The sequence below is a fragment of the Cupriavidus sp. BIC8F genome, assembly GCF_032465815.1.
In the GTDB taxonomy this organism is placed as follows: Bacteria; Pseudomonadota; Gammaproteobacteria; order Burkholderiales; family Burkholderiaceae; genus Cupriavidus; species Cupriavidus necator.
The window spans coordinates 2,061,201-2,085,517 of the sequence record NZ_CP136095.1; the positions used below are offsets into that span (position 1 = coordinate 2,061,201).

Below are 24,317 nucleotides of genomic sequence, written 5' to 3' on the forward strand. Positions count from 1 at the left end.
TCCGCAATAAAAAATAATTCGATAGCATTGCTTTATAGCAATATAGCTACTATCGAATGATATGTGCCTGGTTATCGGCGCGCCGATGTATCATACTAAGACATGCATACATCAGTGAAATAATGCTATGTCATTAGTTTCTCAGTGCCGCGACATGCGTGCAGCCAGAGGCAAGACCCTGACCGAGATCGGGCGGGTGCTGGGCATGGCAAGCCAGAACCTGTCGGCGATCCTGCTGGGGAAGAAGGACAGCCGCGCATCGACCCTCGAAGCCCTGGCGGCCGCCCTGGACGCAGAATGGGTCCTGGTGCCCAACGAGCGGGCACAGGAAGTCAGGCAAGTCCTGGAAGGCAAAGGCATCGGGCCCGACCGCAGCGCCCGCAGCGCAGTCGACATCTTCCTGGACCAGGAATGAGCTACGAACTGCATCCGCGCTTTCTTGAGGTCCGGCTGTACGACCAGCTATGTGGCTACCTGTGCGAGGCCAGCGGCAATGTCCGGTTCGTGCCATCCGAAGCCTTCCGGGGCGACACGCGCCGCCCCACGCTGAGCCTGTCGATCAGCGTCCCGACCGAGGCCGGCCGCAAGGCCACCGCCGAGGTGCTGGACAACCCCTTTCATCCTGCCGTCTACAGCACGGGCCATGAACTGCCGCCCTACTTTGCCGGCCTGCTGCCCGAAGGCGAACTGCGCAAGCGGCTCGAGGCAACGCGGAGCAATCCCGATGACAAGGACGATTTCGGCATCCTGGCATCGGCCGGCAATGATCTCCCCGGGGCCGTCGTCATCGTGCCGGCGGACATCGGCGCCTTGCCGGAGTATGCGCGGACGTATGGCGTGACCGGCGGCGCGGACAACCTGGAAATTGCCGTGGTGGAGGGCGCCACGCAGGGCGCGGCCTCGGTGTCCGGCGTGCAGAACAAGCTGGCCCTGTCGACGGTGCTGCAGGACAAGCGCTACACCCTGCCAGCCAAGGGCAGGCTGTCTGACATCATCGCCAAGCTTCCTGCCAGGAACGATGATTCGCAGGTGTTCAACGAATCGATCTCGATGCAGCTCGCGGCCGCCGCCGGCGTCCATGTTGCGCCGACGAGAGTGTTGCCAGTCTCGACCATCGAGGTCGAGGGACTGGTTGAATCGTTGGGCGAAAACCTGCACTACCTTGCGGTGGACAGGTTTGACCGCACCCCGGCCGGGCGTGTGCACGCCGAAGACGGCTGCCAGATGCTGGGCAGGATGCCAGCGAAGAAGTACGCCGGCATCGAGAGCTACATTCAGCTCGTTGCCACCCTGTATCGCCTGAGTCCGAGCGGGGTCGAGCATGCCCGACAGTTCTTCCTGCGCCAGGCGGTCAACACGCTGATCGGCAACAGCGATGCGCACCTGAAGAACTTCTCGGTGATCTATCACAACGGGGTCTTGCCAGAACTGTCACCGGCGTACGACATCGTCTGCGTGGCGGCGCTCCCCGGCTTTGCGACCTATGGCCAGAACGTTGCCATCGACAAGCGGCAGCGTGAAGAAACCCTGGCAACGTATGAGACGATCGCAGAGAAGGCCGGCGTCCCGCGGCGCATTGCGACCGCCGCCGTCAGGGAAGCCGTCGCGCTGGCGCATGCCAACTGGCCGCGCATGCTGGACGACCTGGACGCGCCGCAGGCGATCCGCAATGTCGTTGCCGAGCGCCTGCAGACGCTGCCGCTTGCGCGGGCCGGCAGGCCGGCCAGGTGAGGCGCCCGCCAGCCACCCTCACGGCGCCTGCATCGACACCCCATAGCCGGCAAAGATGCGCGCCAGCTCGCCATTGCCGCGCAGCGCGCTCAACGCCTTGTCCAGCGCTTCGGCCAGTTCCCGCTCGTCGGCCTTGACCGCCATGCCGACGGCCCACCCGCGCTGCGGCAGCAGTGGCGCGCTGGGTTCCGTCGCGGCAAAGCGCGCCCCGGATTGCCCCGCGGCCTTGAGCGCGCTCTCGTATTGGGCGCGCGTCACCATCGCCGCCGCGATCTCGCCGGAAAACAGCGCGCGCAATGCCGCGTCGGCTTCGGGGTAGATCCTGACCTTGTCGCGCAAGGCGCCGCCCGCGCCGGACAGCAGCGCATTGGCCCCGGCCGAACCGGCTGCGGCGCCGGTCGGCTGCCCGGCCAGGTCTTCCAGGCCGCGCACCGTCGGCACGCGCTCGCGGTCCTGCACCAGCACGAAGGTCTCGCGGTAATACGGCGCGAAGATCAGCGCCTTGTCGTTCTCGCGCATGAAGGCGCGGTCGACCGGCACGTGCAGCATCACGTCGGCCGGTCCGTAGCCAAGGTAATGGCCGCGCCAGACCATGGCACGCAAGTCGTCAGCCATGCTTTCGTCGGCATCGAACGGCATCAGCGCCACCGACAGGCCCAGCTCCTTGCCCAGTGCCCTGGCCAGGGCCACGTCGATGCCCGCGACCTGGCTGCCCGCGATCGCGGAGAACGGGGGCAAGCCTTTGTAGACCGCCACCTTGAGGGTGCCGGCCTGGCGGATCCTGGCCAGGTCGGCCTGGGCCGGTTGCGCGCAGACGAGCGCGGCGGCAGCCAGCATGGCGCCGCACAGCCAGCGCACGGCGCCGGCCGGTGCCGCCGGCATGGGGGACACGGAAAGCCTAGGAGTTTGTCGGGCTTTGCAGTCTTCCGCAAGATGACGTTGTCCGAGATAATCGCTGGCGCACAACCAAAGACCTACCCGATGAGCCGCTTCGTTCCCGTAGACCGAGATACCGCGTACCTGTTGCCGCCCTCAGTGGACGAATGGCTGCCCGATGATCACTTGGCGCGCTTCGTAGTCGAAGTCATCGAGCAGCTCGATCTGAGCGAACTGACACGCCAATACGCGGGCCGGGGTTCGGCGGCGCACCATCCCGCCGTGTTGCTGGGCTTGCTGATCTACGGCTATGCCAATGGCGTGCACTCGAGCCGCAAGCTCGAACGCGCGACCTACGACTCGGTGGCCTTCCGCTATGTGGCAGCCAACACCCACCCGGATCACGACACGCTGGCGACGTTCCGGCGTCGATTCCTGAAGGAGGTGGAGGCGCTGTTTGTGCAGGTGCTGGTGCTGGCGCGCGAGATGAAACTGCTCAAGCTCGGGCACATTGCGCTGGACGGCACCAAGATCGACGCGAACGCGAGCAAGCACCGCGCCCTGTCGTGGGGTCATGCCCAAAAGATCGAGGCGCAGTTACGACAGGAAGTGCAGGCCCTGCTTGCGCTGGCCGAGAACAGCGACCGCGCAGCCATCCCGGATGGCATGGACGTGCCGGCGGAGATCGCTCGACGCGAAGACCGCTTGAGCGCGATGGCGCTGGCCAAGGCAAAGATCGAGCAGCGCGCCGCCGAGCGTCATCAACTCGAACAGCAGGAGTACGAGGCCAAGACGGCTAAGCGCAAGTCTCAGCGGGACGCTGGCAAGAAGCCGCGCGGCAAGGATCCCGAGCCACCAGAGGCGGGGCCCAAGGATGGCGATCAGGTGAACCTCACGGATGAAGAGTCACGCATCATGCCCGTCTCGGGGGGTGGCTTCGAACAAAGCTACAACGCGCAAGCCGGGGTAGACACAGAGACGATGATGGTGGTCACCCAGCACGTGAGCCAGGCGTGCAACGACAAGCGCGAAGTCGTGCCCACGCTGGAGCAGATCGCGGCGTTGCCTGCGGTGCTGGGCGAGGTGCGCACGCTGATCACGGACAACGGCTTCTTCAGTCAGGCCAACGTGATCGCGTGCCACGATGCAGGGATCGAGCCGCTGCTGGCGCTAAGGCGGGAGCCGCATCATGCCCCTGTGCTGGAGCGCTTTGCCCCCGATGTGCCGCAGCCCCAGACCACGGACCCGGTTGTGCAGATGGCGCACCGACTGGGCACACAAGCCGGGCGCGCCCTCTACAGCTTGCGCAAGCAGACGGTGGAGCCGGTGTTCGGCATCATCAAACGGGTAATGGGTTGGCGCCAGATGAGCATGCGCGGGCTGGACAAGGCGCAAGGCGAATGGAGTCTTGTGACCATGGCCTGGAACATCAAGCGCATGCACGTTCTGCGAGCGGTTGGATAGCAAAGTGCGCCTCGACTACCCAAAGCCGAGCCCCTAAGGCGCTCCAATGTGCCATCACAGTGCCTCGTCAACCATCAAGAGCGTTCGATCAGCGCGATTGCCGTCCAAAAATCTCGTCGCACCGATCATTCGGATTCGCCCGGGCTCAAGTCCGACGGACTCCTAGGGCCGCGGACAGGGCTGGCAGGCATGGGATGACTCCTGGAAGTGGCGTTGACCCGGCACTGCGGGCCGGGACTGGACAACGGGAAGGACTGCCGGCGCAGCCGCCCCTCACTCGCGGCGCGACTCCAGGTAGGTCTTGATGGCCCACACCGCCTCCTGGCTCAGCACGCCGTCGAACGGCGGCATGTACACGCGGCCGTCGCGCGTGCGGCCCTTGCGCACGGTGGTGGTGTAGAACTGCGAGATCTCGCTCATGCACGCCTGCTTTTTCTTTGCATCCGCCAGTGAGACGCAGTCGCCGTCAAGCTTGCGCAGGTCCGGCGCAATGCCCCCTGACACCGCTTCCAGGCCATGGCAGCGCGCGCAGTTCTGGTTGTAGGCCGAGGTGCCGATGCGCAGCGCCTCCTTGTGCGCATCGCCGCTGCGGTAGGGATTGTCCGGGCGCCATTCGTCGCCCAGTTGTGGTAACGCTTTGGTATCGACGGCCTGGGGCGTGACGTCGCCATGGGCCAGCACAGAGCCGGCCGGGATGGCGGTCAGGGACGCGCAAAGCGCGAGCAAGGCAAGCAGGCGGCGCTGCGTTTTCATGGATGTCTCCTACAGTGGATGGGTCTTGGTTGTTTGCCCTGTTTCCGCAAGAGCCATACCAGCCAGCCGGACCAGGCCCGGAGGCGCCTGCAGGCAGGCTTCACCGCGCCGCCATCGTTCTGTGCAACGCAGCATCCCGGCACGGGTGTCCCGGATTGCCACACCCTGGCAAGTGTTTTGCTTCATGACGCAACACTGTCGACCATGCGCCCGGCGAAGGCGCCGACAGCGACCCGCGCAAAGATCGCGGGCGGACCTTCCACAGGAGACAGAGAAATGACCTTCCAGCCGGAACCGGCCCGCCCGGGCGCCCCGGGTGACACGGGGCAGCCCGAGCGCGCCGAACTGATTGCCCAGGCCCACCAGCGTTCCGAGTCCTATGGCTTGCGTCCCTATGAATCGCCCGACTTCTGCCCGGTGCTGCAGAGCGAGCTGAAAACCCGGATCGAGCGTAGCCAGTCGCTGTTCGCCTATGCGCTGCCGGTGATGGAAACGCTCTACGACCAGATCGTGAATACGCAGAGCATGGTCATCCTGACCGACGCCGATGGCCTGATCCTGCACTCGATGGGCGATGACGACTTTCTTGCCCGGGCCAACCAGGTCGCGCTGCGCCCGGGCGCGGAGTGGTCGGAAGCGCGCCGCGGCACCAACGCCATCGGCACGGCCCTGGCCGAGAACCGGGCCACGCTGGTACACGGCGCCGACCACTTCCTGGAGGCCAACCAGTTCCTGACCTGCTCGTGCATGACCATCCTCGACCCTTACGGCAAGACCGTGGGGGCGCTGGATGTGACCGGCGACCAGCGCGGTTTCCACAAGCACACCATGGCGCTGGTGCGGATGTCGGCGCAGATGATCGAGAACCAGCTGTTCGGCAACGCCTTCCGCGACATGGTGTGCATCCGCTTCCATTCGCGCGCGGAGTTCCTGGGCACGCTGGTGGAGGGCATCGTCTCCTTCACGCCCGGCGGGCGCTTCCTGTCAGCCAACCGCAGCGGGCAGTTCCAGCTTGGCCTGTCCAATGGCGCCCTGCATGCGCACACCTTTTCCTCGCTGTTCGGGCTGTCGATGTCGCAGCTGTTCGACGCGGTGCGCGCGGCCCATGCGGGCATCGTCCAGCTGCACCTGCCCAGCGGCGTCAAGGTCAGCGCCCGGGTCGAATGGAAGTCACCCGCCGCATCGCTGCCAGGCAACACCGATGCCGGCCACGCAGCCCCGCCCGGCACCGCCGCCGCACCGCGCAGCCTGGCCGCAGGCCCGGCCAGCTCGCCCGGGCTGGACGACCTGGACACGGGCGACGCGCAAATCCGCGCGGTCATCGGCAAGCTGCGCAAGGTCATCGGCAAGGATATTCCGGTGATGGTGCTGGGCGAAACCGGCACCGGCAAGGAACTGATGGCGCGCGCCATCCACGCCGACAGCCCGCGCCATGCCGGGCCCTTCATTGCCGTGAACTGCGCCTCCATCCCGGAAAACCTGATCGAGTCCGAGCTGTTCGGCTATGAAGAAGGCGCCTTCACCGGCGCCCGCAAGAAGGGCGGCATCGGCAAGATGCTGCTGGCCAACGGCGGCACACTGTTCCTGGACGAGATCGGCGACATGCCGCTGCATCTGCAAGGGCGGCTGCTGCGCGCGCTGCAGGAACGCGCGGTGTCGCCGCTGGGCAGCAGCAAGGTCATCCATGTCGACGTCTCGGTGGTGTGCGCCACCAACCGCAACCTGCGTGATCTGGTCGCCAACGGCCAGTTCCGCGAAGACCTCTACTACCGCCTCAACGGGCTGGTGGTGCGGCTGCCGGCCCTGCGCGAGCGCGGCGACCTCGACGCGGTGGCCGCCAGGCTGCTGCGCCAGGACCAGGCGGGCGTGCAACCCGGCGAGCCGCCCCGCATCCGCGAGTCGGTGATGGAAATGTTCCGCCGCTACCACTGGCCGGGCAATATCCGCCAGCTGTGCAACCTGCTGCGCACCGCGCGGCTGATGGCCGAAGGCGAAGCCGAGATCACCGAGGACCACCTGCCCGACGACTTCCTCGATGACCTGCGCGAGCGCCAGGGACATGCGGCAGTGCCCGCGGCCCATGTGCTGCCGGGCGCGCAGCCCACGCGGCTGGCCGATGTCGAGGCCATGGCCATTGTCGCCACGGTCAAGGCGCACAACGGGAATATCTCCGCGGCGGCCAAGGCGCTGGGGATCTCGCGCAATACGGTCTACCGGAAAATGGAAGAGGCCCGCGGGCTGCCCTAGGCCGGCTGATCCCGGCCAGGCACCAGGGCAGCCGCGCGCTCAGGCCAGCGGCTCGCCCAGTATCCACAGGTCTTCCAGCTCGCGCCAGGCGCGCTGCACGTTCAGCGGGTGGCGCGACTGGAAATGGCGCCAATGCCGGAACGGCGCCGCCGCCACGGCGTCGCTGGCGCGCGAGGCATCGCTGCCCGCGGCCAGCGCGGCGCCGATTCCGTCCGCCAGCGCATCCAGGTAGGCCAGTGTCGGCGCCAGCGTCTGCGCGGGCGTGCCCGGCGCGGTGCCCACCACCGTGCGCGCCGGCAGCTCCTGCAGCCGCCGCAGCGCACGGCGCCACCCCTGCAGGGAGGCCTCCTGCATCTCCGGCACGCGCTCGCGGTAAGCCAGGCCGCCCGCACACAGCAGTTGCAGCTGCGGCGCGTACAGCACCGTATCCGAGGCACTGTGCGCGTTCGCGTAAACCTGCACCTGCCAGGCGGTAACGCCGGTGTGCAGCCAGCCATCGGGCTGCAGCGCGGGCTCCGGCAACACAATCGCGGCGCCGCGCATGGCACCGTTCCCGAGCAGCGTGGCCATGCGGGCCAGGCAGGCTGCGCAGCGTTGCCGCATCAGCGCAGCCGTGGCGGCGGAGGCCAGGAACACGGGCCGGGGCCGCAGCCGTGCGAACTCGGCATTGGCCAGCACGTTCTCCGGGTGGGCGTGCGTGTTGACCACCCAACGCACGGGCTGCGGCGTCAGCGCCCGGATGGCGCCGAGCAGCGCACCGCCCCACGCCGCCTGCGGCCCGGGGTCCACCACCAGCACGCCCGCACCGCTCAGATGGACCAGGGTCGGCACCACTTCGGCGGCGTTGTCGCCCGCCACTTCGGCATTGCCGGCGCGGGCCACGTACACGCCTGGCTGCAGCCGCTCCAGCGTGACCCGCGTGCCGGCAGCGGCCGCCGGGTGCCAGCCGTTCATGGCCAGCGCAAGCGTGGCGCCAAGAAAGCCGCGCCGCGTCGTGGGCATCACCGCTGCCAGCCAGCGGCGCGGATCGCGGCCACCAGCGCGTCGCGCATGGCCCCGGTCGCCAGGTGTCCGCCGTCCACCCAGGCCAGCCTTGCGCCCGGCATGGCGGCCTGCAGGCGCAGCGCGTTGGCGGAACGGCAGACCTTGTCGGCGCGGCCATGCAGCAGCGTCACCGGCAGGCCATGCGCGGCGATGACCCGCGCCGCCCTGAGCAGGGCTGGCTTGCCCAGTCCGGCCCGGTTGCGCAGGTAGTGCGCCTGGATGCGGTACTTGTTCACCGCGGCCATGCGCTCAGGCCGCGGCTGCCGGCGCGTAGGCGACGCGGGGGCAAGACCCAGCAATGCGTGTTCGCTCGCCTGCCACGCCGCGGCAGTGTCCCGTTTTTGAACAGGCGTACCACTTTGCAACAGCCGTGACACAGTGAGCAGCCGCGCGCGCGCATCGGGCAAGCGCTCGCCCCATGCCTTGACGCAATGCAGCATGCGGCGGCCCCCATGGCGCGGTGAAAACAGCGCGAGCACATCGTCGCGGCCAGTCAGGAAGGTCCCGCGCAGGACCAGCGCCGCCACGGCGTGCGGGCATTGCGCCGCGTACGCCAGGGCAAGTGCCGCGCCCCATGATCCGCCCACCACGCCCCAGCGTTCGATGCCCAGCGCGCGGCGCAGCCGCTCCAGGTCGGCCAGCAGCGCGCTCACGGTATTGCGGCGCAGGCAGCCAGCCGGCCTGGAACGGCCGGCGCCGCGCTGGTCCGGCATCACCACGCGGTGCCGCCGCGGGTCGAACCATTGCGCCATGGCGGCAGAGCAGCCGCTGCCCGGCCCGCCATGCAGCACCAGCCACGGCTCGCCGTCCGCGGCGCCGGCCAGCCGCACATGCACGCGCTGGGCGTCGGGCGTACGCAGGTAGAAGGTGGTGACCGTGCCGGAAAAGCCGGCGGATATCGTGGATGCGTCGGGCATGGATGTTGCCTTGAGGGAATGCGGCAGTCGGGCGGCAGCCAGGCGCCGCTGCAAGACGATATTCACTAACCATGCCACCCAAGGAGAGAGACATGCGCTGGACCACCCCCGCCTACACCGAGCTGCGGCTTGGCTTTGAAATCACGATGTACATCGCCAACCGCTGAGCGTGCCGCGGTGCCTGCGACCGGCGGTGCGCCGACAGGCAAGCCGTGGACCGCAAGCACAACCAACGCAGGCAGGCGCCAGGGCTGGCGCCTGCTCCATGAAGCCATGACCCAACACCAAGCGCTCGCGCCATGACAAGCATCCGGGTACTGGGGTCGGCCGCCGGCGGCGGCTTTCCGCAGTGGAACTGCAACTGCCACAACTGCGACGGCGTGCGCCGCGGCACGGTGCGCGCCACGCCGCGCACGCAATCCTCGATCGCGCTGACGGGCGACGGGCGTGATGCCATCCTGGTCAATGCCTCGCCCGATATACTGCAGCAGCTGCGCCAGGCGCCCGCGCTGCAGCCCGCGCGCGCGCCGCGCGACACCGCCATCGCCGCGGTCGTGCTGATGGATGCGCAGATCGACCACGTCACCGGCCTGCTGATGCTGCGCGAACACCGCCAGGCGCTGCCGGTCTATGCCACGGCCGCCGTCCTCGACGACCTGGGCGCCGCCTTCCCGCTGACGCGCATCCTGTCGCACTACTGCGGATTGCAGACGCACGCCCTGCCCTGCGACGGCACCTCGTTTTCAGTCCCGCCGCTGGACGGCGTGACACTGACGGCGATACCGCTGGAGAGCAAGGCCCCGCCCTACTCGCCCAACCGCCACGCGCCGCGCACGGGCGACAACATCGGTCTGCGCATCGAAGACCGCCGCAGCGGCCGCAGCGCCTTCTATGCGCCCGGCCTGGGCCGCATCGACGACCACGTCTTTGCGCAGCTGCACAGCGCCGACATCGTGCTGGTCGACGGCACCTTCTGGCGCGACGACGAGATGCAGGCGCCGGGCTTCTCCGGCAAGACCGCCGCCGACATGGGCCACCTGGCCCTGTCCGGACCCGGCGGCATGATCGAGGTCCTGGAGCGGCTGCCCGCCAGCCGCAAGATCCTTATCCATATCAACAATACCAACCCGGTGCTGGTGGAAGACTCGCCGGAGCGCGCAGAGCTGGCGCGGCATGGCATCGAGGTGGCGTACGACGGCATGGAAATCGCCCTATGACATCAGCCATCCTCCCCATCTCCCCCATCGCCTGGACCGAGGCCGAGTTCGAGGCCCGCCTGCGCGCCAAGGAAAGCGGCTACCACATCCACCATCCCTTCAACCAGCGCATGGCGACGGGCCAGTGCTCGCCCGCGCAGATCCGCGCATGGGTGGCCAACCGCTTCTACTACCAGGACAACATCCCGCTGAAGGACGCCGCCATCCTGTCCAACTGCCCCGAGCGCGACACCCGCCGCGAGTGGGTGGTGCGCATCCTTGACCACGACGGCACCGACACCCAACCCGGCGGCATCGAGGCCTGGCTGCGCCTGGGCCAGGCGGTGGGCCTGGAGCGCGCAGCGCTGCTGAGCCACCGGCACGTGTTGCCCGGGGTGCGCTTTGCCGTCGATGCCTATGTCAACTTTGCGCGCCGCGCGCCGTGGCAGGAAGCCGTGTGCTCGTCGCTGACGGAGATGTTCGCGCCCGAGATCCACAAGGAGCGCCTGGCCGGCTGGCCCACGCATTACCCGTGGATCGAGGCCGCCGGGCTGGACTACTTCCGCTCTCGCATTCCGCTCGCGCAGCGCGACGTGGACCATGGCCTGCGCGTGACGCTGGGCCACTTCCGCAGCGCGGCGCAACAGCAGCGCGCCCTCGACATCCTGCAGTTCAAGCTCGACGTGCTCTGGTCGATGCTCGACGCCATCCAGCAAGCCAACCCATGACAGCCAGCACGCAAGACCTCGCCAGACCGACCCTGCACCGGACCTTTCGCCTGCAATGGGAAGCGTCCCAGCAAAGCTGGGTACTGCTGTACCCGGAAGGCATGGTCACCCTCAACGACAGCGCCGCCGCGATCCTGCAGCGCTGCGACGGCAGCCACACGCTGGACATGCTGATCGACGACCTGCAGGCCGCGTTTGGCGTGCAGGGCATCGCCCCGGAGGTACATGCCTTTGTCAAACATGCCATCGAACGCGGCTGGCTCGTCTGAGGTCGCGCCAGGCCCGCCGCTATGGCTGCTGGCCGAGCTGACCTACCGCTGCCCGCTGCATTGCGCCTTCTGCTCCAACCCGGTGGACTATGCCCGGCATGCGGCCGAGCTGAGCACCGCGCAATGGTGCGATGTGCTCAGCCAGGCGCGGGCGCTGGGCGCGGTGCAGCTCGGGCTGTCCGGCGGCGAGCCGCTGCTGCGCAAGGACCTGGAGATACTGGTCCGGCATGCGCATGGCCTGGGCTTCTACACCAACCTCATCACCTCGGGCGTGGGCCTGACCGACGCCCGCCTTGCCGACCTGCGCGAAGCCGGCCTGGACCATATCCAGCTGTCGTTCCAGGACTCCACCCGCGAGCTCAACGACTTCCTGTCCAGCACCCGCACCTTCGACCTGAAGCAGCGCGTGGCGCGCATGATCAAGGCACACGGCTACCCGATGGTGATGAACTGCGTGCTGCACCGGCATAACCTGCCGCATGTCGGCACCATCATCGAGATGGCCCTGCAAATGGGCGCCGAATACCTGGAACTGGCCAACACGCAGTACTACGGCTGGGCCTGGGAGAACCGGCTGGCGCTGCTGCCCACCCATGAGCAGCTGCGCGAGGCCGAGGCCGTGGTCCGGCAGTACCGCGCGCGCATCGGCAGGCAATGCCAGATCCTGTTCGTCGTGCCTGACTACTTCGAGGCACGGCCCAAGAAGTGCATGAACGGCTGGGGCACCACCTTCCTTGGCGTGGCGCCCGACGGCACCGCGCTGCCCTGCCACGCGGCGCGCATGCTGCCCGGCCTGGCGCTGCCGAACGTCACCACGCAGGGGCTGCGCGAGATCTGGACCGAAAGCGATGCCTTCCGCCGTTTCCGCGGCACGCAGTGGATGCAGGAGCCCTGCCGTTCCTGTGACCAGCGCGAGCAGGACTACGGCGGCTGCCGCTGCCAGGCGTTCCTGGTCACCGGCGACGCCGCCGCCACGGACCCGGTGTGCGAGCGCTCCGGCGCGCACGGCAAGGTCAGCGAGATCGTGCTGCAGGGCCGGCTGGCCGTGGCGCAGGCGCGCGAGCAAGCGATGGTATTTCGCAGCGATGGCAACTCGCTGCGGCTGAGCAGCGGCCAGCGGTAAGAAAGGAAAGACCCCGGCATGGCAGGCGCCAGCCGGGGTTCCTTGCCGGCAAGCCGGCATCGTCAAGACAGTCGCCGGCCTCAGCTGGCACTCAACACCCACTCCGCCAGCTTCTTCGCGTCATCCTCACCAAGGCTGCCATGCGGCGGCATAGGAATCCGCCCCCACGCGCCCTTGCCGCCTTCGCGGATCTTCTTTGCCAGCCGCTCCGCCGCCTGGCTATCGCCCTTGTACCTGGCGGCCACCTCGGCAAACCCCGGCCCCACCAGCTTCGACTGCATGCCATGGCAGGAAAAGCAGCCGCTCTTGTCGGCCAGGGCCTGCATGTCGGCGGCCGTGCCGGCCAGCGCCGCGCCCGGCAGCAGCGCCGAAGCCGCCGCCAGCGCCATCCATTCCTTCTTCATACCTGTGTCCCTCTTCGTCTCATTTCGTCCCATTTCGTCCTGTTGCAACCGCGCCCGGCGCACGCCGCGCACCCATGATGCGATGCGGGCGTGCGCCGGACCGTGTCACCTCCCGCCGGCTCAGCTCTTGTGCAGCTTGAACACCCACACCGAGCCGCCCTGCTCCAGGAAGTTCACGCGCTTGGCCACCTCGCCGCCCCACAGCGGCACCGCGCCGCCCCAGCCGGACACCACGGCCACGTACTGCTCGCCGTTCTCTTCCCAGGTGACCGGAGGCGCCACCACGCCGCTGCCGGTCTGGAACTGCCACAGCTCCTTGCCGGTCCTGGCGTCGGCCGCCTTCAGGTAGCCCTCCGGCGTGCCCCAGAACACCAGCCCGCCGGCGGTGGTCATCACCCCGCCCCACAGCGGCGCGCTGTTCCTGACCTCCCACATGATCTTGCCGCTCTTCGGGTTGATGGCCCGCAGCGTGCCGATGTAGTCCTCGTTCAGCGGACGGATGGTGAAGCCCGCGCCCAGGAAGGCGGCGCCTTTCTTGTAGCTGATGGGCTCATTCCAGATATCCATGCCCCACTCGTTGGCGGGCACGTAGAACAGGCCGGTCTGCGGGCTGTAGGCCATCGGCTGCTGGTTCTTGCCGCCAAGGAAGCCCGGCGCGGCAAACACGGACTTGCCCTTCTTCTCGTCGCTGCCGGCAGCGGGGTCGCCGGGGCGGCCTTCGGCGATGTAGTTGGGGCGGCCGCTCTTCAGGTCGATGCCGGTGGCCCAGGTGATTTTCTTGACGAAGGGGAAAGCATTGACCAGCTTGCCGCTGGCCGCGTCGTTGACGTAGAAGAAGCCATTGCGGTCGGCCTTGCCGCCCATGCGCTTGCCGTCCAGGTCGAAGGTCACGAACTCATTGACGCCATCGAAATCCCAGCCGTCGTTCGGGGTGTTCTGGTAGTGCCAGACGATCTTGCCGGTGGCGGGATCCAGCGCCACCGTCGAGGCCGAGTAGAGGTTGTCGCCCTTGCGGATATGGCTGTTCCACGGGCCCGGATTGCCGGTGCCGAAGTACACCAGCCCGGTGGCCGGATCATAGGTGCCGCCCAGCCAGGTGGCGGCGCCGCCGGTCTTCCAGGTCTCGCCCGGCCAGCTTGCGTTGGCGGTGCCGGTCACGCCGTTCTCGGTCTTGTTGCCGTCCTTGTCGAACTTGTAGCCCATATGGCCTTCGACCACCGGCCGCGACCACACCAGCTGCCCGGTTTTGGCATCGCGCGCCTCGACCCGGCCCACCACGCCGAACTCGCCGCCGGAGATGCCGGTCAGCACCATGCCCTTGACGATCATGGGCGCCGCCGTGTACGAATAGCCGGCGGCGTAGTCCTCCAGCTTCTCCTTCCACACCACCTTGCCGGTCTTCTGGTCCAGCGCCACCAGCTGCGCATCGAGCGTGCCGAAGATCACCAGGTTGTCGTAGAGTGCCGCACCGCGGTTCACCACGTCGCAGCACGGCATGATGCCTTCGGGCAGCCGGTGCTCATACTTCCAGAGCTTGCGTCCGGTCTTCAGGTCCAGCGCATAGATGCGCGAATACGAGGCCGTCACGAACATCTTGCCGTCATGGATCAGCGGCTGCGATTCCTGCCCGCGCTGCTTCTCGCCGCCAAACGAGAACGACCACGCCGGCACCAGCTGCCCGACGTTCTTCGTATTGATGCGCGACAGCGTGGAATAGCGCTGGCCTTGCGGGCCCATGCCCCACGACAACACATCGCCGGGGCTCTTTGCGTCGTTCTCGATCATGGCATCGGTCACTGCCGCCTGCGCGGCCAGACTGGCCGCGGCAGCCGCAACCGCCATCACTGCTCGTAACGTCCTCATTGTCATCTCCTCTCTTGTTTTGGGTTTCCCTGGTGCGCCACTGCGCCACACACCAGACATGCCTTTGGCAATTCCCATGCCAATCGCATCCCCGCACCAGCACGCCGGTTGCGGCCCCGTTGCGTGATGACAGCCGTGCCAGCGCGCAACACTGCGTTGCAGCTGCTCCAGAATTGAACAGCCCGCCACGGCTGGCCGGCGTCAGTGCCCAAGCGCGGCTTCCTCACGCGCCGGGTAGAGATGGCCGACGTTGCGCAGGTACTCCGCGGGCATCGCGGCCCAGTGCGCGTAGGGCTGCGGCACCGGCATCGCCATGACCTCGGCCAGGTCCCGCCCCTGCGCCGCGGCCTCGCGCAGGCGCGTATCCAGCCATTGCAGGTAGCCGCGCGTCTGCGCGATGGCCTCTGCGCCGCCGGCGGCCGCAGGCACTGGTCCGTGGCTGGGGACCAGCACGCGCGCCCCGCTGTCGGCCATCAGCGCCTGCAGCCGGTCCAGGCTGGCCAGCCAGCGGCCGATATCCGCGTGCGGCGTGGTCGGAATGCGTTGCCGGAACACCAGCCCGCCGGCAAAGACCACGCCTGCGGTGTGGTCCAGCACCACCAGGTCGTCGCCGGTATGGCCGCCCAGGCGCACCAGCTCCAGCGTATGGCGCCCGATCGTGCGGCGGCCCGGCGCCAGCGCGTGGGCAGCCGGCGCGGGCTCGGTGCCGCGCATCCAGTCGCCGCACAGGCGGTAGAGGTTGTCGGCATAAGCGGCGCCCTCGCGCCGCGCCCCGTCGATGGTGCCGGCCAGGGCGCTGCCGCCCACGTCGGCATAGGCCTGGTTGCCGAAGAAATAGTCGGGATGCAGGTTCAGGTTCAGCACCAGCCGCACCGGCGCGGCCGTGACCGATGCAATCGCCCTGCGCTGCTGCTCGCCATACAGCCGCGACGGGCCGGTGTTGATGACCACCACGCCGTCGCCGGTGTCGATAAACGCCGTATTGATGATGTTGCAGCCGTTGCCGGGCGCGAAGTCGGCATTGGCGCCTTCCAGCAGCCACACGCCCGCGGCGATCTCGCGCGGAGCCAGGCGGTAGTCAGGAGGCTGCAGCGCGGCCTGCTGGGCGAGTGCCGGCGGCACGGGCTGGCCCGCCAGGCATAGCAGCAACCACAGTAGCAATCGTCGCTTCATGGGGACACCCGCGCCGCGATGCGGTTGCCGTTGTTGTCGTGGCCGGCCACCGTCATGCCCGGCTGCACGGCATCGCGCAGGTCGAAGGAGAAGATCGGGTTCTCGGCAACCGGCTCATGCAGCGTCAGTCGCAGCAGCGGCTGCCGGGCCGCGTCAGCCAGGACCAGGGTCTCGATATGGAACGCCGGGATGCCCGCCGCCAGGCCGGTATCCATCGGATGCATCACGCGCAGCCGCACGCGCGCCGCGGCCTCGCCGAAGCCCGGGAACACGCGCGCGTCCACGCGGTTGAGCGTGCGGCTCCAGCTGCCGTCGCGGCGCGTGGCGCCGGGCACCGTGCAGCCCCCGCCGCCGGCATCGACCAGCACGCTGCCGACATGCCAGGTGCCATCGCGCGTGCGCGCCGCCACCCGCACCGGCGACGCCTGTTCCAGCTTGAAGCGGAACGACAGCGACGGGCGCACCCGCAGCGGTTCGAACGCCAGCACCTCGCGGATCGGGTTGCGGTCCACCGCCACCACGATGCGATCCACTTCGCCCAGCGCCGAGGCATCGAAGGCGATCGGCACGCGCATGGGGTCTTCCGCAAACGCCGGCCCGGTCACCCTGACGCGGCTGTCGAACACCACCGGCCCCATCTGCAGCAGCTCCTTGTGGATCCAGGCCCATTGCGGCGACTGCAGCGGATCGCTGTGCGCGATGACGGCGCCCGCTGCCCCGGCAGCCGCCACCGCCGGACTGGCCATGCCCAGTGCGGCCGCCATCAGCAGGACCATGCCCCGCGTCCGGCGCCTCATGCCTGCTGCCCCCGGCGCGCCATGCCGCGCTGCGGGTCGTAGCCCTGCAGCGCCAGCGCGAAGAACACCGCCGCGCTGCCCGCGACCACCGCCAGGCTCAGCGGCGCCACCTGCCCGTACAGCGCAAAGCGGATCGCCTCGACCGCGTGGGTGAAGGGATTGAAGCGGGCCAGCTGGTACACCACCTCCGCGCCCGACTCCTGCAGCTTCCACAGCGGATACAGCGCCGAGCTGATGAAGAACATCGGGAAGATCACGAAGTTCATGGTGCCGGCAAAGTTCTCGAGCTGGCGCACATGGACCGACAGCAGCAGGCCCAGCGCGCCCAGCATCAGCGCGGCCAGCGCCATGGCGCCCGTCGCCGCCAGCAGGTGCAGGGACTCGAAGCGGATGCCAAAGGCCATCGCCACCAGCAGGAACGCGGCCATCTGCAGCAGCGACAGCACCGTGCCCGCCGCCAGCTTGCAAGCCAGCAGCCAGCCCCGCGGCAGCGGCGCGGTCAGCAGCAGCCGCATCACGCCCATCTCGCGGTCGTACACCATGGCCAGCGACGACTGCATGCCGTTGAACAGCGCGATCATGCCCAGCAGTCCGGGCGCCACGTAGACCTTGTATTCGATGTAGGTGTCGTAGGGCGGCGCAATGGCGACGCCCAGCGCGTTCTGGAAGCCCGCGGCAAACACGAGCAGCCACAGCAGCGGGCGCACCAGCGACGACAGCAGGCGCCCGGGCTGGCGCAGGTACTTGCGCAACTCGCGCCCGCAAACCGCGCGCAGCGCGCGCCAGCGATGGATCAGGATGGAGGCCATGGGTGCGCTAAGCGGATGGGGCCCGGCACGCCGTGTCGGCTTCATCGGCGCCCAGGGTGTCGAGGTTGTTCTTCGGATGCAGCACGCCTTCCACCGGGGCCATGCCGACCACGCCGTCAGGGTGGGCCAGCAACACCGGCTGGCGCAGCTGGCGGTCCCAGCGGCGGAACGACAGTGGCGGCCCCTTGAAGCCGTCCACCACCACCTGCCCGGCGGCAAGCGCCTGCGCCTGTCCGGCAAACCCGGCCCTGGGCAGGCGCGCCACGCTCTCGGCGATGGCCTTGACCGCCACCCAGGCAGCCCAGTCGTAGCCGGTCATCGGACGGCCCGCCGCGCGCATGAAGCGCCGGTTGAGCTGCGGCCCGCCATTGCGCTCCCAGGCCCAGTGCCACGCCTGCGCGCCCAGCCCGCTGGCGCCCACCACCGGGCGCGGCAGCAGCGTGGCGTAGGGCACGCCGCGGGCGAACTCGCCGTCGGCATCGGCCACCACCACCACGTCATAGTCCACGCCGCCGGTCAGCAGGCCAAGGTTGGCCTGGTCGCGCTCACGCGGGTCGTTGGACAGCCTGAAGGCGCGCTGCGCCGACCAGGCAATGCCAAAGCGCCGCGCCGACGTCACCAGCGCGTCGCGCTGCGCCGCATCGGCCGCGGACGGGCCGCTCAGCAGCAGGGCGCGGCGCCATTTGCGCAGTACCAGGTACTGCATCAGCGCATCCGCGCGCATGCGCAGGCTGGGCAGCGTGTGCAGCAGCACCGGCGCGCAGCCGGCGCCGCGCAACTCGTCGTCATCGGCGGACACGTTGAACAGCAAGGCCTCGCCCGGCTTGACGGCGCCCGCGGCCACCCTGACTGACGCCGACGGCAGGTCCAGCAGGATATAGCGCGTGCCCTGCCGCGCCAGCGCAGCGACCAGCGGGGCCACCTCGGCGCCGGTGCGGGCTTCCTGTGCCTCCAGCCTGAGCGACTGGCCCGCGGCCTCGAGCGCCACGCGCGCTTCCGCGGCCGCCACCTGGGCGCCGTCGAGCGCACGGCCCTGCGGCTGTCCGGGATAGCGCTGCGCCAGGCGCCGGGGCGCATAGCGCGCGTCGTCGGCCTGCGACACGACCGCCACGCGCACCTCGGCAGCGTGCGCCGCGGCAGGCAGCCACGCCAGCGCCATGGCGCCCAACCCGGCACGCCACCACGGCCACCACGCACGCGAGCGCTCAGTCATCGATCGCCACCGAATGCGGCACCCGGCCCGCCTTGAGCGTGGCCACCGCCTTGCGGCTGGCGGTGTCCACCACGCTGACATCGTCGGACAGGCCGTTGGCGACATAAAGCCGCGCGTTGTCGCGGCTCAGCGCCAGCCCCCATGCGCGGCGGCCGACCAGCACATAGTCCTGCACCCGGCGCGACGCCACCTCGACCACCGCGACATGGTTGGCGCGGCCCAGCCCGATGTAGGCGCGCGTGCCGTCGCCGCTGGCCGCCATGCCCACCGGGGTCACGTCCTCGGCGCGAAAACCCCGGGGCGCGAAGGCGATGGTCTGGGCCACCTCGAAGGTATCGGTACGGATCACGCTGACGCTGGCCGAGAGCTCGTTGGACACCCACAGCTCCTTGCCGTCGCGCACCAGCAGCAGCCGCCGCGGCCGGTTGCCGACCTGGATATTGCGGATCACCTTGCGCGAGGCCACGTCGATGACATGGACCAGGTTGGCCACCTCCGAGGTCACGTACACATGCCTGCCGTCGGTGCTGACCTTGACGCCCTCCGGCTCCTCGCCCACCCTGACCGCGAACACGCGCTTGCCCGACGCCGTGTCGTAGGCCGACAGCAGCCCGTCCTCTTCATTCGAGACATAGAGCGTGCGGCCGTCCTGGCTGAGATCGAACAACTCCGGATCGTCCCCCACCGGCAGCGATGCCACGGTCTTGCGGCTGGCCACATCGACCACATCCACCCGGTTGTCGTCGCTGCAGGCCACGTACAGGCGCGTGCGGTCGGGCGACAGCTGCAGGTGGCGCGGCCGCCTGCACTGCCGCCATACCGCGACCAGCTGCCGGCTGCGGGCATCGAAGACGGCGAGGGCGTCGTCCTTCTCGCTCGATACAAAGACCTGGTTGGTAGCCTGGCCGACGGGAGGCGCGGCCCCACCCTGCGCGCCTTCGGCCAGGCCGGCGGCAACCAGCAGCGTTGTGACCAGCAGCAAGGCGCCGGCAAACCAGACGGGGGATGGCATCTTGTTCATGCGGGTACGCGCCTCGCAGCCGGGTCAGTGACAGGGGCCGGCGGCGTCATGGCCAGGAAGGCGCCCTCCAGGGTGTCGCACGCCGCGGCGCCGCGCAGTGCGGCCGGGGTGCCGTCGAAACGCACGGTGCCGTGGTCCAGCACGATCACGCGGTCGGCGTGCTCCACCTCCTGCACCAGGTGGGTGGCCCACAGCACGCCGGCCTGCGCCCGCGCCGTCAGCCGCCGGGCATCGGCCACCAGCTGCGCGCGTGCGGCCGGGTCCAGCCCCACCGTCGGCTCGTCCAGCAGCAGCATGGCCGGTTCATGCAGCAGCGCGCGCGCCAGTTCCACCTTGCGCCGGTTGCCGCCCGAAAGCTCGCGCACCGGAGCGCGCGCACGCGCCGCCAGCCCGAAGTCATCGAGCAGCCGGGCGATGCGCTGCGCCGCCACGCCGCGCGGCAGCCCGTGCAGGTCCGCGTGAAAGCGCAGGTTGGCCAGCACCGGCAGGTCCAGGTCGATGGCGGGCTGCTGGAACACGATGCCCAGCCGTGCCAGCGCGCGCACCGGATCGCGCCGCATGTCGCTGCCCATCACCGTGACCTGACCCGCATCGGCCACGAACAGGCCGCTGAGGATCTGGAACAGCGTGGTCTTGCCCGCCCCGTTGGGCCCGAGCAGTGCCACGAACTCGCCGCGCCGCACGCTGAGCGAGACCCCGTCCAGGGCCACGCGGCTGCCGAACGCCTTGCGCACGGCGTCGCAGCACAGCGCCGGCGGTGCTTGCATGGCTATCACAGCTGCCCCCTGGGCCGCGCGGTGCCCACGCGCTCGGCAAAGGTCCGCTCGGTCTCCCACGCATGGCGCAGGAAGGCATCGTATTGCGCGGTGTTCAGGTAAGTCAGCTCCTGGTCGTACCTGGCCAGTTCCGCAAGGTGGCGCGGCTGCTGCATCGCGGCGCGGAACGCGTCATGCAGGCGGCCGACGATTGCCGGATCGGTGCCGCGCGGTACGCCGATGCCGTAGGGCGAGTTATGGACCGCATCGGCAAAGCCCAGCTCGCTTACCGTCGGCACCTCAGGCCAGCGCGGTGAGCGCTGCGCGCTGAACACGGCCAGCAGGCGCAGCTTGCCGCTCTCCACGAAGAGCGCGAAGCCGGTGGAATTGACCCCCGCCATCAGCGAACCGTTGGCCACCGCCAGCATCTGGTCAGCGGTGCCGTGATACGGCACGTGGATATAGCGCACGCCGCTGCGCCCGAGCACGTCCTCCATCGCCAGATGGGCGGTGGTGCCGATGCCGGTGGAGCCCACGGTCAGCTCGCCCGGATGCGCGCGGCCCCAGGCGACCAGGTCGCGCAGCGAGCGCAACGGGCTGTCTGCGGGCACCACGATGCCGAAGGTATAGCCCGATATCATCAGCACCGGCTGGATGTCGCGCAGCGGCTGCCAGGCGGTCTTCTGCTGATGCGGGAAGCGATACACCGTCAGCGGCAGCTGGCCGATGGTGTAGCCGTCCGGCCGCGCCGCGGCAAGCAAGCCGCCCACCAGCGTGCCGCCGGCGCCCGGCCGGTTCTCCACCACGACCGGCTGCCCCAGCTCACGCCCGGCCAGCTCCGCCAGGATGCGCATGGAGATATCGGTGGCGCCGCCCGCTGGCCATGGCACCACCAGCGTGATCGGCCGCGACGGATACCCCTGCGCGCCCTCGGCCAGCGCGGCGCCCGCATGGACCAGGCCGAGGCACGGCAACAGCAGGCAGGCAAGGCAGCGACCGAGGCGGCGGAACATGGCTGGGCACCAGGCAAAGTGTTGATGCGGGTGAACAGAGCAAGGCCGATACCATGTGCAGCGCAGCATGGGGCCGCGCTCCATGCCAGGCGTTGCCTGGCCGCGCCGGACGCACTGCCGCACGCACTGCCGGACGCTGCCGCCAGGCCGTGCCTTGTGCGGTGCGCCGCGCACGACTGTCCCATGGTGGAGCACCGGCCCGCTGCTTGTGCCCGCGGCTGTCCTGTTTTGTGACAGGCGCAGTCCCACCACGCCGCGGCGCATGCGAACGCGCCGTAGCGGCATCCCGATCCCCCGTTGCGAGGCCCAAGGTATGAAACCTGCTCAGCTCCGGGCAAGCGCTACCCAATGCAGGTATCGCACCGCTTATCCGGAGGAGACGGAACATGCCAGCCAACCCGCGCCCCACACCGCCAGGGCAGGCGTCGCGCGACACCGTGGCTTGCCGCGGCAGGGCCCGCCGCGGCGCCGCCACCGCGATTGCCGTGGCGGTCGCCCTGATGATGGCCCAGCGGCCCGCTGTTGCGCAGCAGGACACCCCTGTCCCAAACCAGGACAGCGCGATGCTGCCGGAAGTCCTGGTGGTGGCCGCCGCGCCGCTGCCAGGCATCGGCGTGGACAGCGACCTGGTGCCCTACACCGTGCAGACCGTGCGCGGCGACGACCTGGACCGGTCGCGCGCCGGCAACCTGGCCGAGTACTTGTCCCGCAATCTGGCCGGCGTCAACGTCAACGACATCCAGGGCAGCCCGTTCCAGACCGACATCACCTACCGCGGCTTCCGTGCCTCGTCCATTCCGGGCGTGCCGCAGGGCCTGTCGGTCTACCTGGACGGCATCCGCGTCAACGAGCCCTTCGGCGACGTGGTCAGCTGGGACATGATCCCGGAAGCCGCGCTGGCGAGCGTGTCGCTGGTGTCCAGCGCCAACCCGGCCTACGGCCTCAATACCCTGGGCGGCGCGCTGGCCATGACCACCCGTTCCGGGCTGGACTCGCCCGGCTTCACGGCCGACCTGTCCTACGGCAGCGGCGCCCGCAAGCGCGCCGACCTGTCCGGCGGCGTGCGCAGCGACAGCGGCTGGCACGCATTCGCGGCCGGCACCCTGTTCCAGGAGCATGGCTGGCGCGACCAGTCGGGCGGCCGGCTTGGCAACGTCTTCGCCAAGGCTGGCTATGCGGGCGACACTGACAGCTGGGACGTCTCCGTGCTGCACGGCCGCAGCACGCTGACCGGAAATGGGCTGGTGCCCAGCTTCCACGCCAGCGGCAGCGGCACCCTGCCAGACCTCTACCAGGCCAACCGCCGCGCCGTCTACACCTACCCCGACCAGACCCGCAACCAGTTGACCCAGGTCGCCGTCAACGGCCGCCACTGGTTCGACGACAAGACCAGCGCAGCCGCGCTGGCCTACGTGCGCACCAGCCGCCGCGACACCACCAACGGCGATGTCAACCCCGCCTACGAGGCCTATGCCGAAGACTGCGAGGACGGCTTTGCGCCCGACGGCAGCCCGCGCGGCGACGCCTGCGGCATGACCCGGGCCGAAGGCGCCGCGCTGCATCCTGCCGTGATCAACACCACCCATATGTGGCAGCAGACCGTCGGCATGGCGCTGAGCATGGCCAGGGAGACCGACCGCCACCTGCTCAACGCCGGCCTGACCCTGGACCGCAGCCGCCTGACCTACTCGCAGTACGCCCAGCCCGGCACCTTCACCGACGACCGCGGCGCCGTGGCCGACCCGGACGCCCCCAACGCCCTGTTCTCCGGCGTCGGCGGCAGCTCGCGCATGCTCGGCCTGTACCTGTCCGACACCTGGTCGCTGACCCCCAGCACCTTCCTGACCGCCTCGGCCAGGTGGAACCACGTCGCGGTAAGCAACACCCTGCGCAACAGCGACGGCAGCGAACAGCCGCGCGAGAGCTTTACCTACCGCCGCCTCAACCCGGCGCTGGGGCTCTCGCAGAAGCTGGGCGGCGGCGTCACCGTGTTCGGCGGCTACGCCCAGAACAACCGCGTGCCGACCGTCCTCGAACTCGGCTGCGCCGACCCGACGCGGCCCTGCCGCCTGCCGGCCGGCCTGCAGGCCGACCCCTACCTGAAGCAGGTGGTCTCACACTCCTACGAAGCAGGCGTGCGCTGGCACCGCGGCAAGGACACCGAAGTCACCGCGTCGCTCTACCGCGTCGACAATCACGACGACATCCTCTTCCTGCGCGCCCCGAACACCCAACTCGGCTATTTCGCCAACTTCGACCGCACCCGCAACCAGGGCCTGGACCTCACCGCCCGCCAGCGCGTGGGCGATGTCACGCTGCGGCTTGCCTACAGCTATCTCCAGGCCACCTACCAGGCCGCCGGCCAGCTTGCCGCCGGCGAACGCACCATCGACATCCGGCCCGGCATGCGCATGGCTGGCCTGCCCCGCCATACGCTCAAGCTGGGCCTCGACTGGCAGGCACTGGCCGGCCTGACGCTTGGCGCCGACCTGGTGGCGGTATCAAGCACCGTCTCCAGCGGCAACGAAGACGGCCTGCGCAGCGACCCGCAACCGGGCGCGCCGCCGAAAACCGCCGACTGGCATGTGCCCGGCTACGCCACCCTCAACCTGCGCGCAGCGTACAAGGTGAACAAGCAGTTTGAGATCTATGCGCGCGTGGCCAATGTCTTTGGCCGGCGCTACGAGACCTATGGGCAGATCGCGAATGATGTGTTCCCCGGCGGCAGCCTGGTGCGCCCGCATGTGGCACCGGGGGATGCCGCCAGCGCGCTGTTCGTGGCACCGGGCGCGCCGCGGAGCTTCTGGCTGGGGGTGGTGTTCCGGATGTAGCAAGCCAGGCGGGTTCCGCTGAGCAATGCGAAGCGGGCCGGCACGCAATGAGAACCAGTCGGCCCGCTCCCGGGGCGCGCTACTATTCGC

23 protein-coding genes are annotated in these 24,317 nt (G+C 69.2%); 10 read left to right on the top strand and 13 right to left on the bottom strand.

Annotated elements, in window-relative coordinates:
• Positions 1–154: 154 nt before the first annotated feature.
• Positions 155–415 (top strand): helix-turn-helix domain-containing protein, encoded by a 261-nt coding sequence (locus tag RS901_RS29500; RefSeq protein ID WP_316154049.1) that lies wholly within the window; start codon positions 155–157, stop codon positions 413–415.
• Positions 412–1,731: a type II toxin-antitoxin system HipA family toxin gene (locus tag RS901_RS29505; protein ID WP_316154050.1), complete on the top strand. Its 1,320-nt coding sequence runs from the start codon at positions 412–414 to the stop codon at positions 1,729–1,731. Before RS901_RS29500 ends, RS901_RS29505 begins: the two co-directional genes overlap by 4 nt.
• An 18-nt stretch (positions 1,732–1,749) precedes the next feature.
• Here RS901_RS29505 and RS901_RS29510 read toward each other — a convergent pair whose 3' ends face one another.
• Complete coding sequence (locus RS901_RS29510) at positions 1,750–2,613, bottom strand: transporter substrate-binding domain-containing protein (RefSeq protein ID WP_316157318.1); 864 nt, start codon at positions 2,611–2,613, stop codon at positions 1,750–1,752.
• A gap of 99 nt (positions 2,614–2,712) precedes the next feature.
• Between RS901_RS29510 and RS901_RS29515 the strand changes: the two genes are divergently transcribed.
• Entirely contained in the window at positions 2,713–4,071 is a 1,359-nt protein-coding gene (locus RS901_RS29515) for an IS1182 family transposase (protein ID WP_316153348.1), read from the top strand.
• Positions 4,072–4,344: 273 nt separating this feature from the next.
• On the opposite strand, the gene pedF is transcribed toward RS901_RS29515, so the two are convergent.
• Complete coding sequence (pedF, locus tag RS901_RS29520) at positions 4,345–4,824, bottom strand: cytochrome c-550 PedF (RefSeq protein WP_316154051.1); 480 nt, start codon at positions 4,822–4,824, stop codon at positions 4,345–4,347.
• A gap of 276 nt (positions 4,825–5,100) precedes the next feature.
• Between pedF and RS901_RS29525 the strand changes: the two genes are divergently transcribed.
• Positions 5,101–7,071, top strand: a complete 1,971-nt coding sequence (locus tag RS901_RS29525; RefSeq protein WP_316154052.1) for a sigma-54-dependent Fis family transcriptional regulator — start codon at positions 5,101–5,103, stop codon at positions 7,069–7,071.
• Between the two features lie 39 nt (positions 7,072–7,110).
• On the opposite strand, the gene RS901_RS29530 is transcribed toward RS901_RS29525, so the two are convergent.
• Entirely contained in the window at positions 7,111–8,073 is a 963-nt protein-coding gene (locus tag RS901_RS29530; RefSeq protein ID WP_316154053.1) for an MBL fold metallo-hydrolase, read from the bottom strand.
• Entirely contained in the window at positions 8,073–9,032 is a 960-nt protein-coding gene (locus tag RS901_RS29535; protein ID WP_316154054.1) for an alpha/beta fold hydrolase, read from the bottom strand. Before RS901_RS29535 ends, RS901_RS29530 begins: the two co-directional genes overlap by 1 nt.
• Before the next feature lie 92 nt (positions 9,033–9,124).
• Between RS901_RS29535 and pqqA the strand changes: the two genes are divergently transcribed.
• From pqqA to pqqE, 5 genes are all read left to right on the top strand, one after another.
• A complete protein-coding gene (gene pqqA, locus RS901_RS29540) occupies positions 9,125–9,199 on the top strand; it encodes a pyrroloquinoline quinone precursor peptide PqqA (RefSeq protein WP_010809778.1) in 75 nt (24 codons plus the stop codon).
• Between the two features lie 132 nt (positions 9,200–9,331).
• Positions 9,332–10,249, top strand: a complete 918-nt coding sequence (pqqB, locus tag RS901_RS29545; RefSeq protein ID WP_316154055.1) for a pyrroloquinoline quinone biosynthesis protein PqqB — start codon at positions 9,332–9,334, stop codon at positions 10,247–10,249.
• Positions 10,246–10,956: a pyrroloquinoline-quinone synthase PqqC gene (pqqC, locus tag RS901_RS29550; protein ID WP_316154056.1), complete on the top strand. Its 711-nt coding sequence runs from the start codon at positions 10,246–10,248 to the stop codon at positions 10,954–10,956. Before pqqB ends, pqqC begins: the two co-directional genes overlap by 4 nt.
• Entirely contained in the window at positions 10,953–11,225 is a 273-nt protein-coding gene (gene pqqD, locus RS901_RS29555) for a pyrroloquinoline quinone biosynthesis peptide chaperone PqqD (protein WP_010809775.1), read from the top strand. The genes pqqC and pqqD overlap by 4 nt, the downstream gene beginning before the upstream one ends.
• Complete coding sequence (pqqE, locus tag RS901_RS29560) at positions 11,197–12,348, top strand: pyrroloquinoline quinone biosynthesis protein PqqE (protein WP_410054243.1); 1,152 nt, start codon at positions 11,197–11,199, stop codon at positions 12,346–12,348. Before pqqD ends, pqqE begins: the two co-directional genes overlap by 29 nt.
• Before the next feature lie 80 nt (positions 12,349–12,428).
• On the opposite strand, the gene RS901_RS29565 is transcribed toward pqqE, so the two are convergent.
• The 9 genes from RS901_RS29565 to RS901_RS29605 form a co-directional block, all read right to left on the bottom strand.
• Positions 12,429–12,752 carry a c-type cytochrome gene (locus tag RS901_RS29565; protein ID WP_316154058.1) on the bottom strand — a complete coding sequence of 108 codons (324 nt, stop codon included), beginning with the start codon at positions 12,750–12,752 and terminating at the stop codon, positions 12,429–12,431.
• A 120-nt stretch (positions 12,753–12,872) separates the two neighbouring features.
• A complete protein-coding gene (locus RS901_RS29570) occupies positions 12,873–14,615 on the bottom strand; it encodes a PQQ-dependent methanol/ethanol family dehydrogenase (protein ID WP_316154059.1) in 1,743 nt (580 codons plus the stop codon).
• 201 nt (positions 14,616–14,816) lie between these two features.
• A complete protein-coding gene (locus tag RS901_RS29575; protein WP_316154060.1) occupies positions 14,817–15,788 on the bottom strand; it encodes a quinoprotein relay system zinc metallohydrolase 1 in 972 nt (323 codons plus the stop codon).
• Positions 15,785–16,564: a quinoprotein dehydrogenase-associated SoxYZ-like carrier gene (locus RS901_RS29580; protein ID WP_316154062.1), complete on the bottom strand. Its 780-nt coding sequence runs from the start codon at positions 16,562–16,564 to the stop codon at positions 15,785–15,787. Before RS901_RS29580 ends, RS901_RS29575 begins: the two co-directional genes overlap by 4 nt.
• 17 nt (positions 16,565–16,581) lie before the next feature.
• On the bottom strand, positions 16,582–17,394 hold the full coding sequence (locus tag RS901_RS29585; protein ID WP_316154063.1) for an ABC transporter permease: 813 nt from the start codon (positions 17,392–17,394) through the stop codon (positions 16,582–16,584).
• 7 nt (positions 17,395–17,401) lie between these two features.
• Positions 17,402–18,607: an ABC transporter substrate-binding protein gene (locus RS901_RS29590; RefSeq protein WP_316154064.1), complete on the bottom strand. Its 1,206-nt coding sequence runs from the start codon at positions 18,605–18,607 to the stop codon at positions 17,402–17,404.
• A complete protein-coding gene (locus RS901_RS29595; protein ID WP_316154065.1) occupies positions 18,600–19,628 on the bottom strand; it encodes a PQQ-dependent catabolism-associated beta-propeller protein in 1,029 nt (342 codons plus the stop codon). The genes RS901_RS29590 and RS901_RS29595 overlap by 8 nt, the downstream gene beginning before the upstream one ends.
• Positions 19,625–20,401, bottom strand: coding sequence for an ABC transporter ATP-binding protein (locus RS901_RS29600; protein WP_316157319.1), 777 nt, complete (start codon positions 20,399–20,401; stop codon positions 19,625–19,627). The genes RS901_RS29595 and RS901_RS29600 overlap by 4 nt, the downstream gene beginning before the upstream one ends.
• Positions 20,401–21,396, bottom strand: a complete 996-nt coding sequence (locus tag RS901_RS29605) for a tripartite tricarboxylate transporter substrate binding protein (protein ID WP_316154066.1) — start codon at positions 21,394–21,396, stop codon at positions 20,401–20,403. The genes RS901_RS29600 and RS901_RS29605 overlap by 1 nt, the downstream gene beginning before the upstream one ends.
• Positions 21,397–21,782: 386 nt before the next feature.
• Here RS901_RS29605 and RS901_RS29610 point away from each other — a divergent pair, with 386 nt between their 5' ends.
• Positions 21,783–24,227, top strand: a complete 2,445-nt coding sequence (locus tag RS901_RS29610) for a TonB-dependent receptor (RefSeq protein WP_316154067.1) — start codon at positions 21,783–21,785, stop codon at positions 24,225–24,227.
• The last annotated feature ends 90 nt before the right edge of the window (positions 24,228–24,317 follow it).

Bases quoted from the DNA above. Each gene is read 5' to 3' on its own strand.
- pedF (WP_316154051.1), bottom strand. From the start codon at position 4,824: ATGAAAACGCAGCGCCGCCTGCTTGCCTTGCTCGCGCTTTGCGCGTCC.
- RS901_RS29525 (WP_316154052.1), top strand. From the start codon at position 5,101: ATGACCTTCCAGCCGGAACCGGCCCGCCCGGGCGCCCCGGGTGACACG.
- RS901_RS29605 (WP_316154066.1), bottom strand. From the start codon at position 21,396: ATGTTCCGCCGCCTCGGTCGCTGCCTTGCCTGCCTGCTGTTGCCGTGC.
- RS901_RS29535 (WP_316154054.1), bottom strand. From the start codon at position 9,032: ATGCCCGACGCATCCACGATATCCGCCGGCTTTTCCGGCACGGTCACC.
- RS901_RS29565 (WP_316154058.1), bottom strand. From the start codon at position 12,752: ATGAAGAAGGAATGGATGGCGCTGGCGGCGGCTTCGGCGCTGCTGCCG.
- RS901_RS29585 (WP_316154063.1), bottom strand. From the start codon at position 17,394: ATGGCCTCCATCCTGATCCATCGCTGGCGCGCGCTGCGCGCGGTTTGC.
- RS901_RS29505 (WP_316154050.1), top strand. From the start codon at position 412: ATGAGCTACGAACTGCATCCGCGCTTTCTTGAGGTCCGGCTGTACGAC.
- RS901_RS29580 (WP_316154062.1), bottom strand. From the start codon at position 16,564: ATGGTCCTGCTGATGGCGGCCGCACTGGGCATGGCCAGTCCGGCGGTG.
- pqqB (WP_316154055.1), top strand. From the start codon at position 9,332: ATGACAAGCATCCGGGTACTGGGGTCGGCCGCCGGCGGCGGCTTTCCG.
- RS901_RS29570 (WP_316154059.1), bottom strand. From the start codon at position 14,615: ATGAGGACGTTACGAGCAGTGATGGCGGTTGCGGCTGCCGCGGCCAGT.
- RS901_RS29610 (WP_316154067.1), top strand. From the start codon at position 21,783: ATGCCAGCCAACCCGCGCCCCACACCGCCAGGGCAGGCGTCGCGCGAC.
- RS901_RS29515 (WP_316153348.1), top strand. From the start codon at position 2,713: ATGAGCCGCTTCGTTCCCGTAGACCGAGATACCGCGTACCTGTTGCCG.
- RS901_RS29595 (WP_316154065.1), bottom strand. From the start codon at position 19,628: ATGAACAAGATGCCATCCCCCGTCTGGTTTGCCGGCGCCTTGCTGCTG.
- RS901_RS29575 (WP_316154060.1), bottom strand. From the start codon at position 15,788: ATGAAGCGACGATTGCTACTGTGGTTGCTGCTATGCCTGGCGGGCCAG.
- RS901_RS29590 (WP_316154064.1), bottom strand. From the start codon at position 18,607: ATGACTGAGCGCTCGCGTGCGTGGTGGCCGTGGTGGCGTGCCGGGTTG.
- pqqC (WP_316154056.1), top strand. From the start codon at position 10,246: ATGACATCAGCCATCCTCCCCATCTCCCCCATCGCCTGGACCGAGGCC.
- RS901_RS29510 (WP_316157318.1), bottom strand. From the start codon at position 2,613: ATGCCGGCGGCACCGGCCGGCGCCGTGCGCTGGCTGTGCGGCGCCATG.
- RS901_RS29500 (WP_316154049.1), top strand. From the start codon at position 155: ATGCGTGCAGCCAGAGGCAAGACCCTGACCGAGATCGGGCGGGTGCTG.
- pqqD (WP_010809775.1), top strand. From the start codon at position 10,953: ATGACAGCCAGCACGCAAGACCTCGCCAGACCGACCCTGCACCGGACC.
- RS901_RS29530 (WP_316154053.1), bottom strand. From the start codon at position 8,073: ATGCCCACGACGCGGCGCGGCTTTCTTGGCGCCACGCTTGCGCTGGCC.
- pqqE (WP_410054243.1), top strand. From the start codon at position 11,197: ATGCCATCGAACGCGGCTGGCTCGTCTGAGGTCGCGCCAGGCCCGCCG.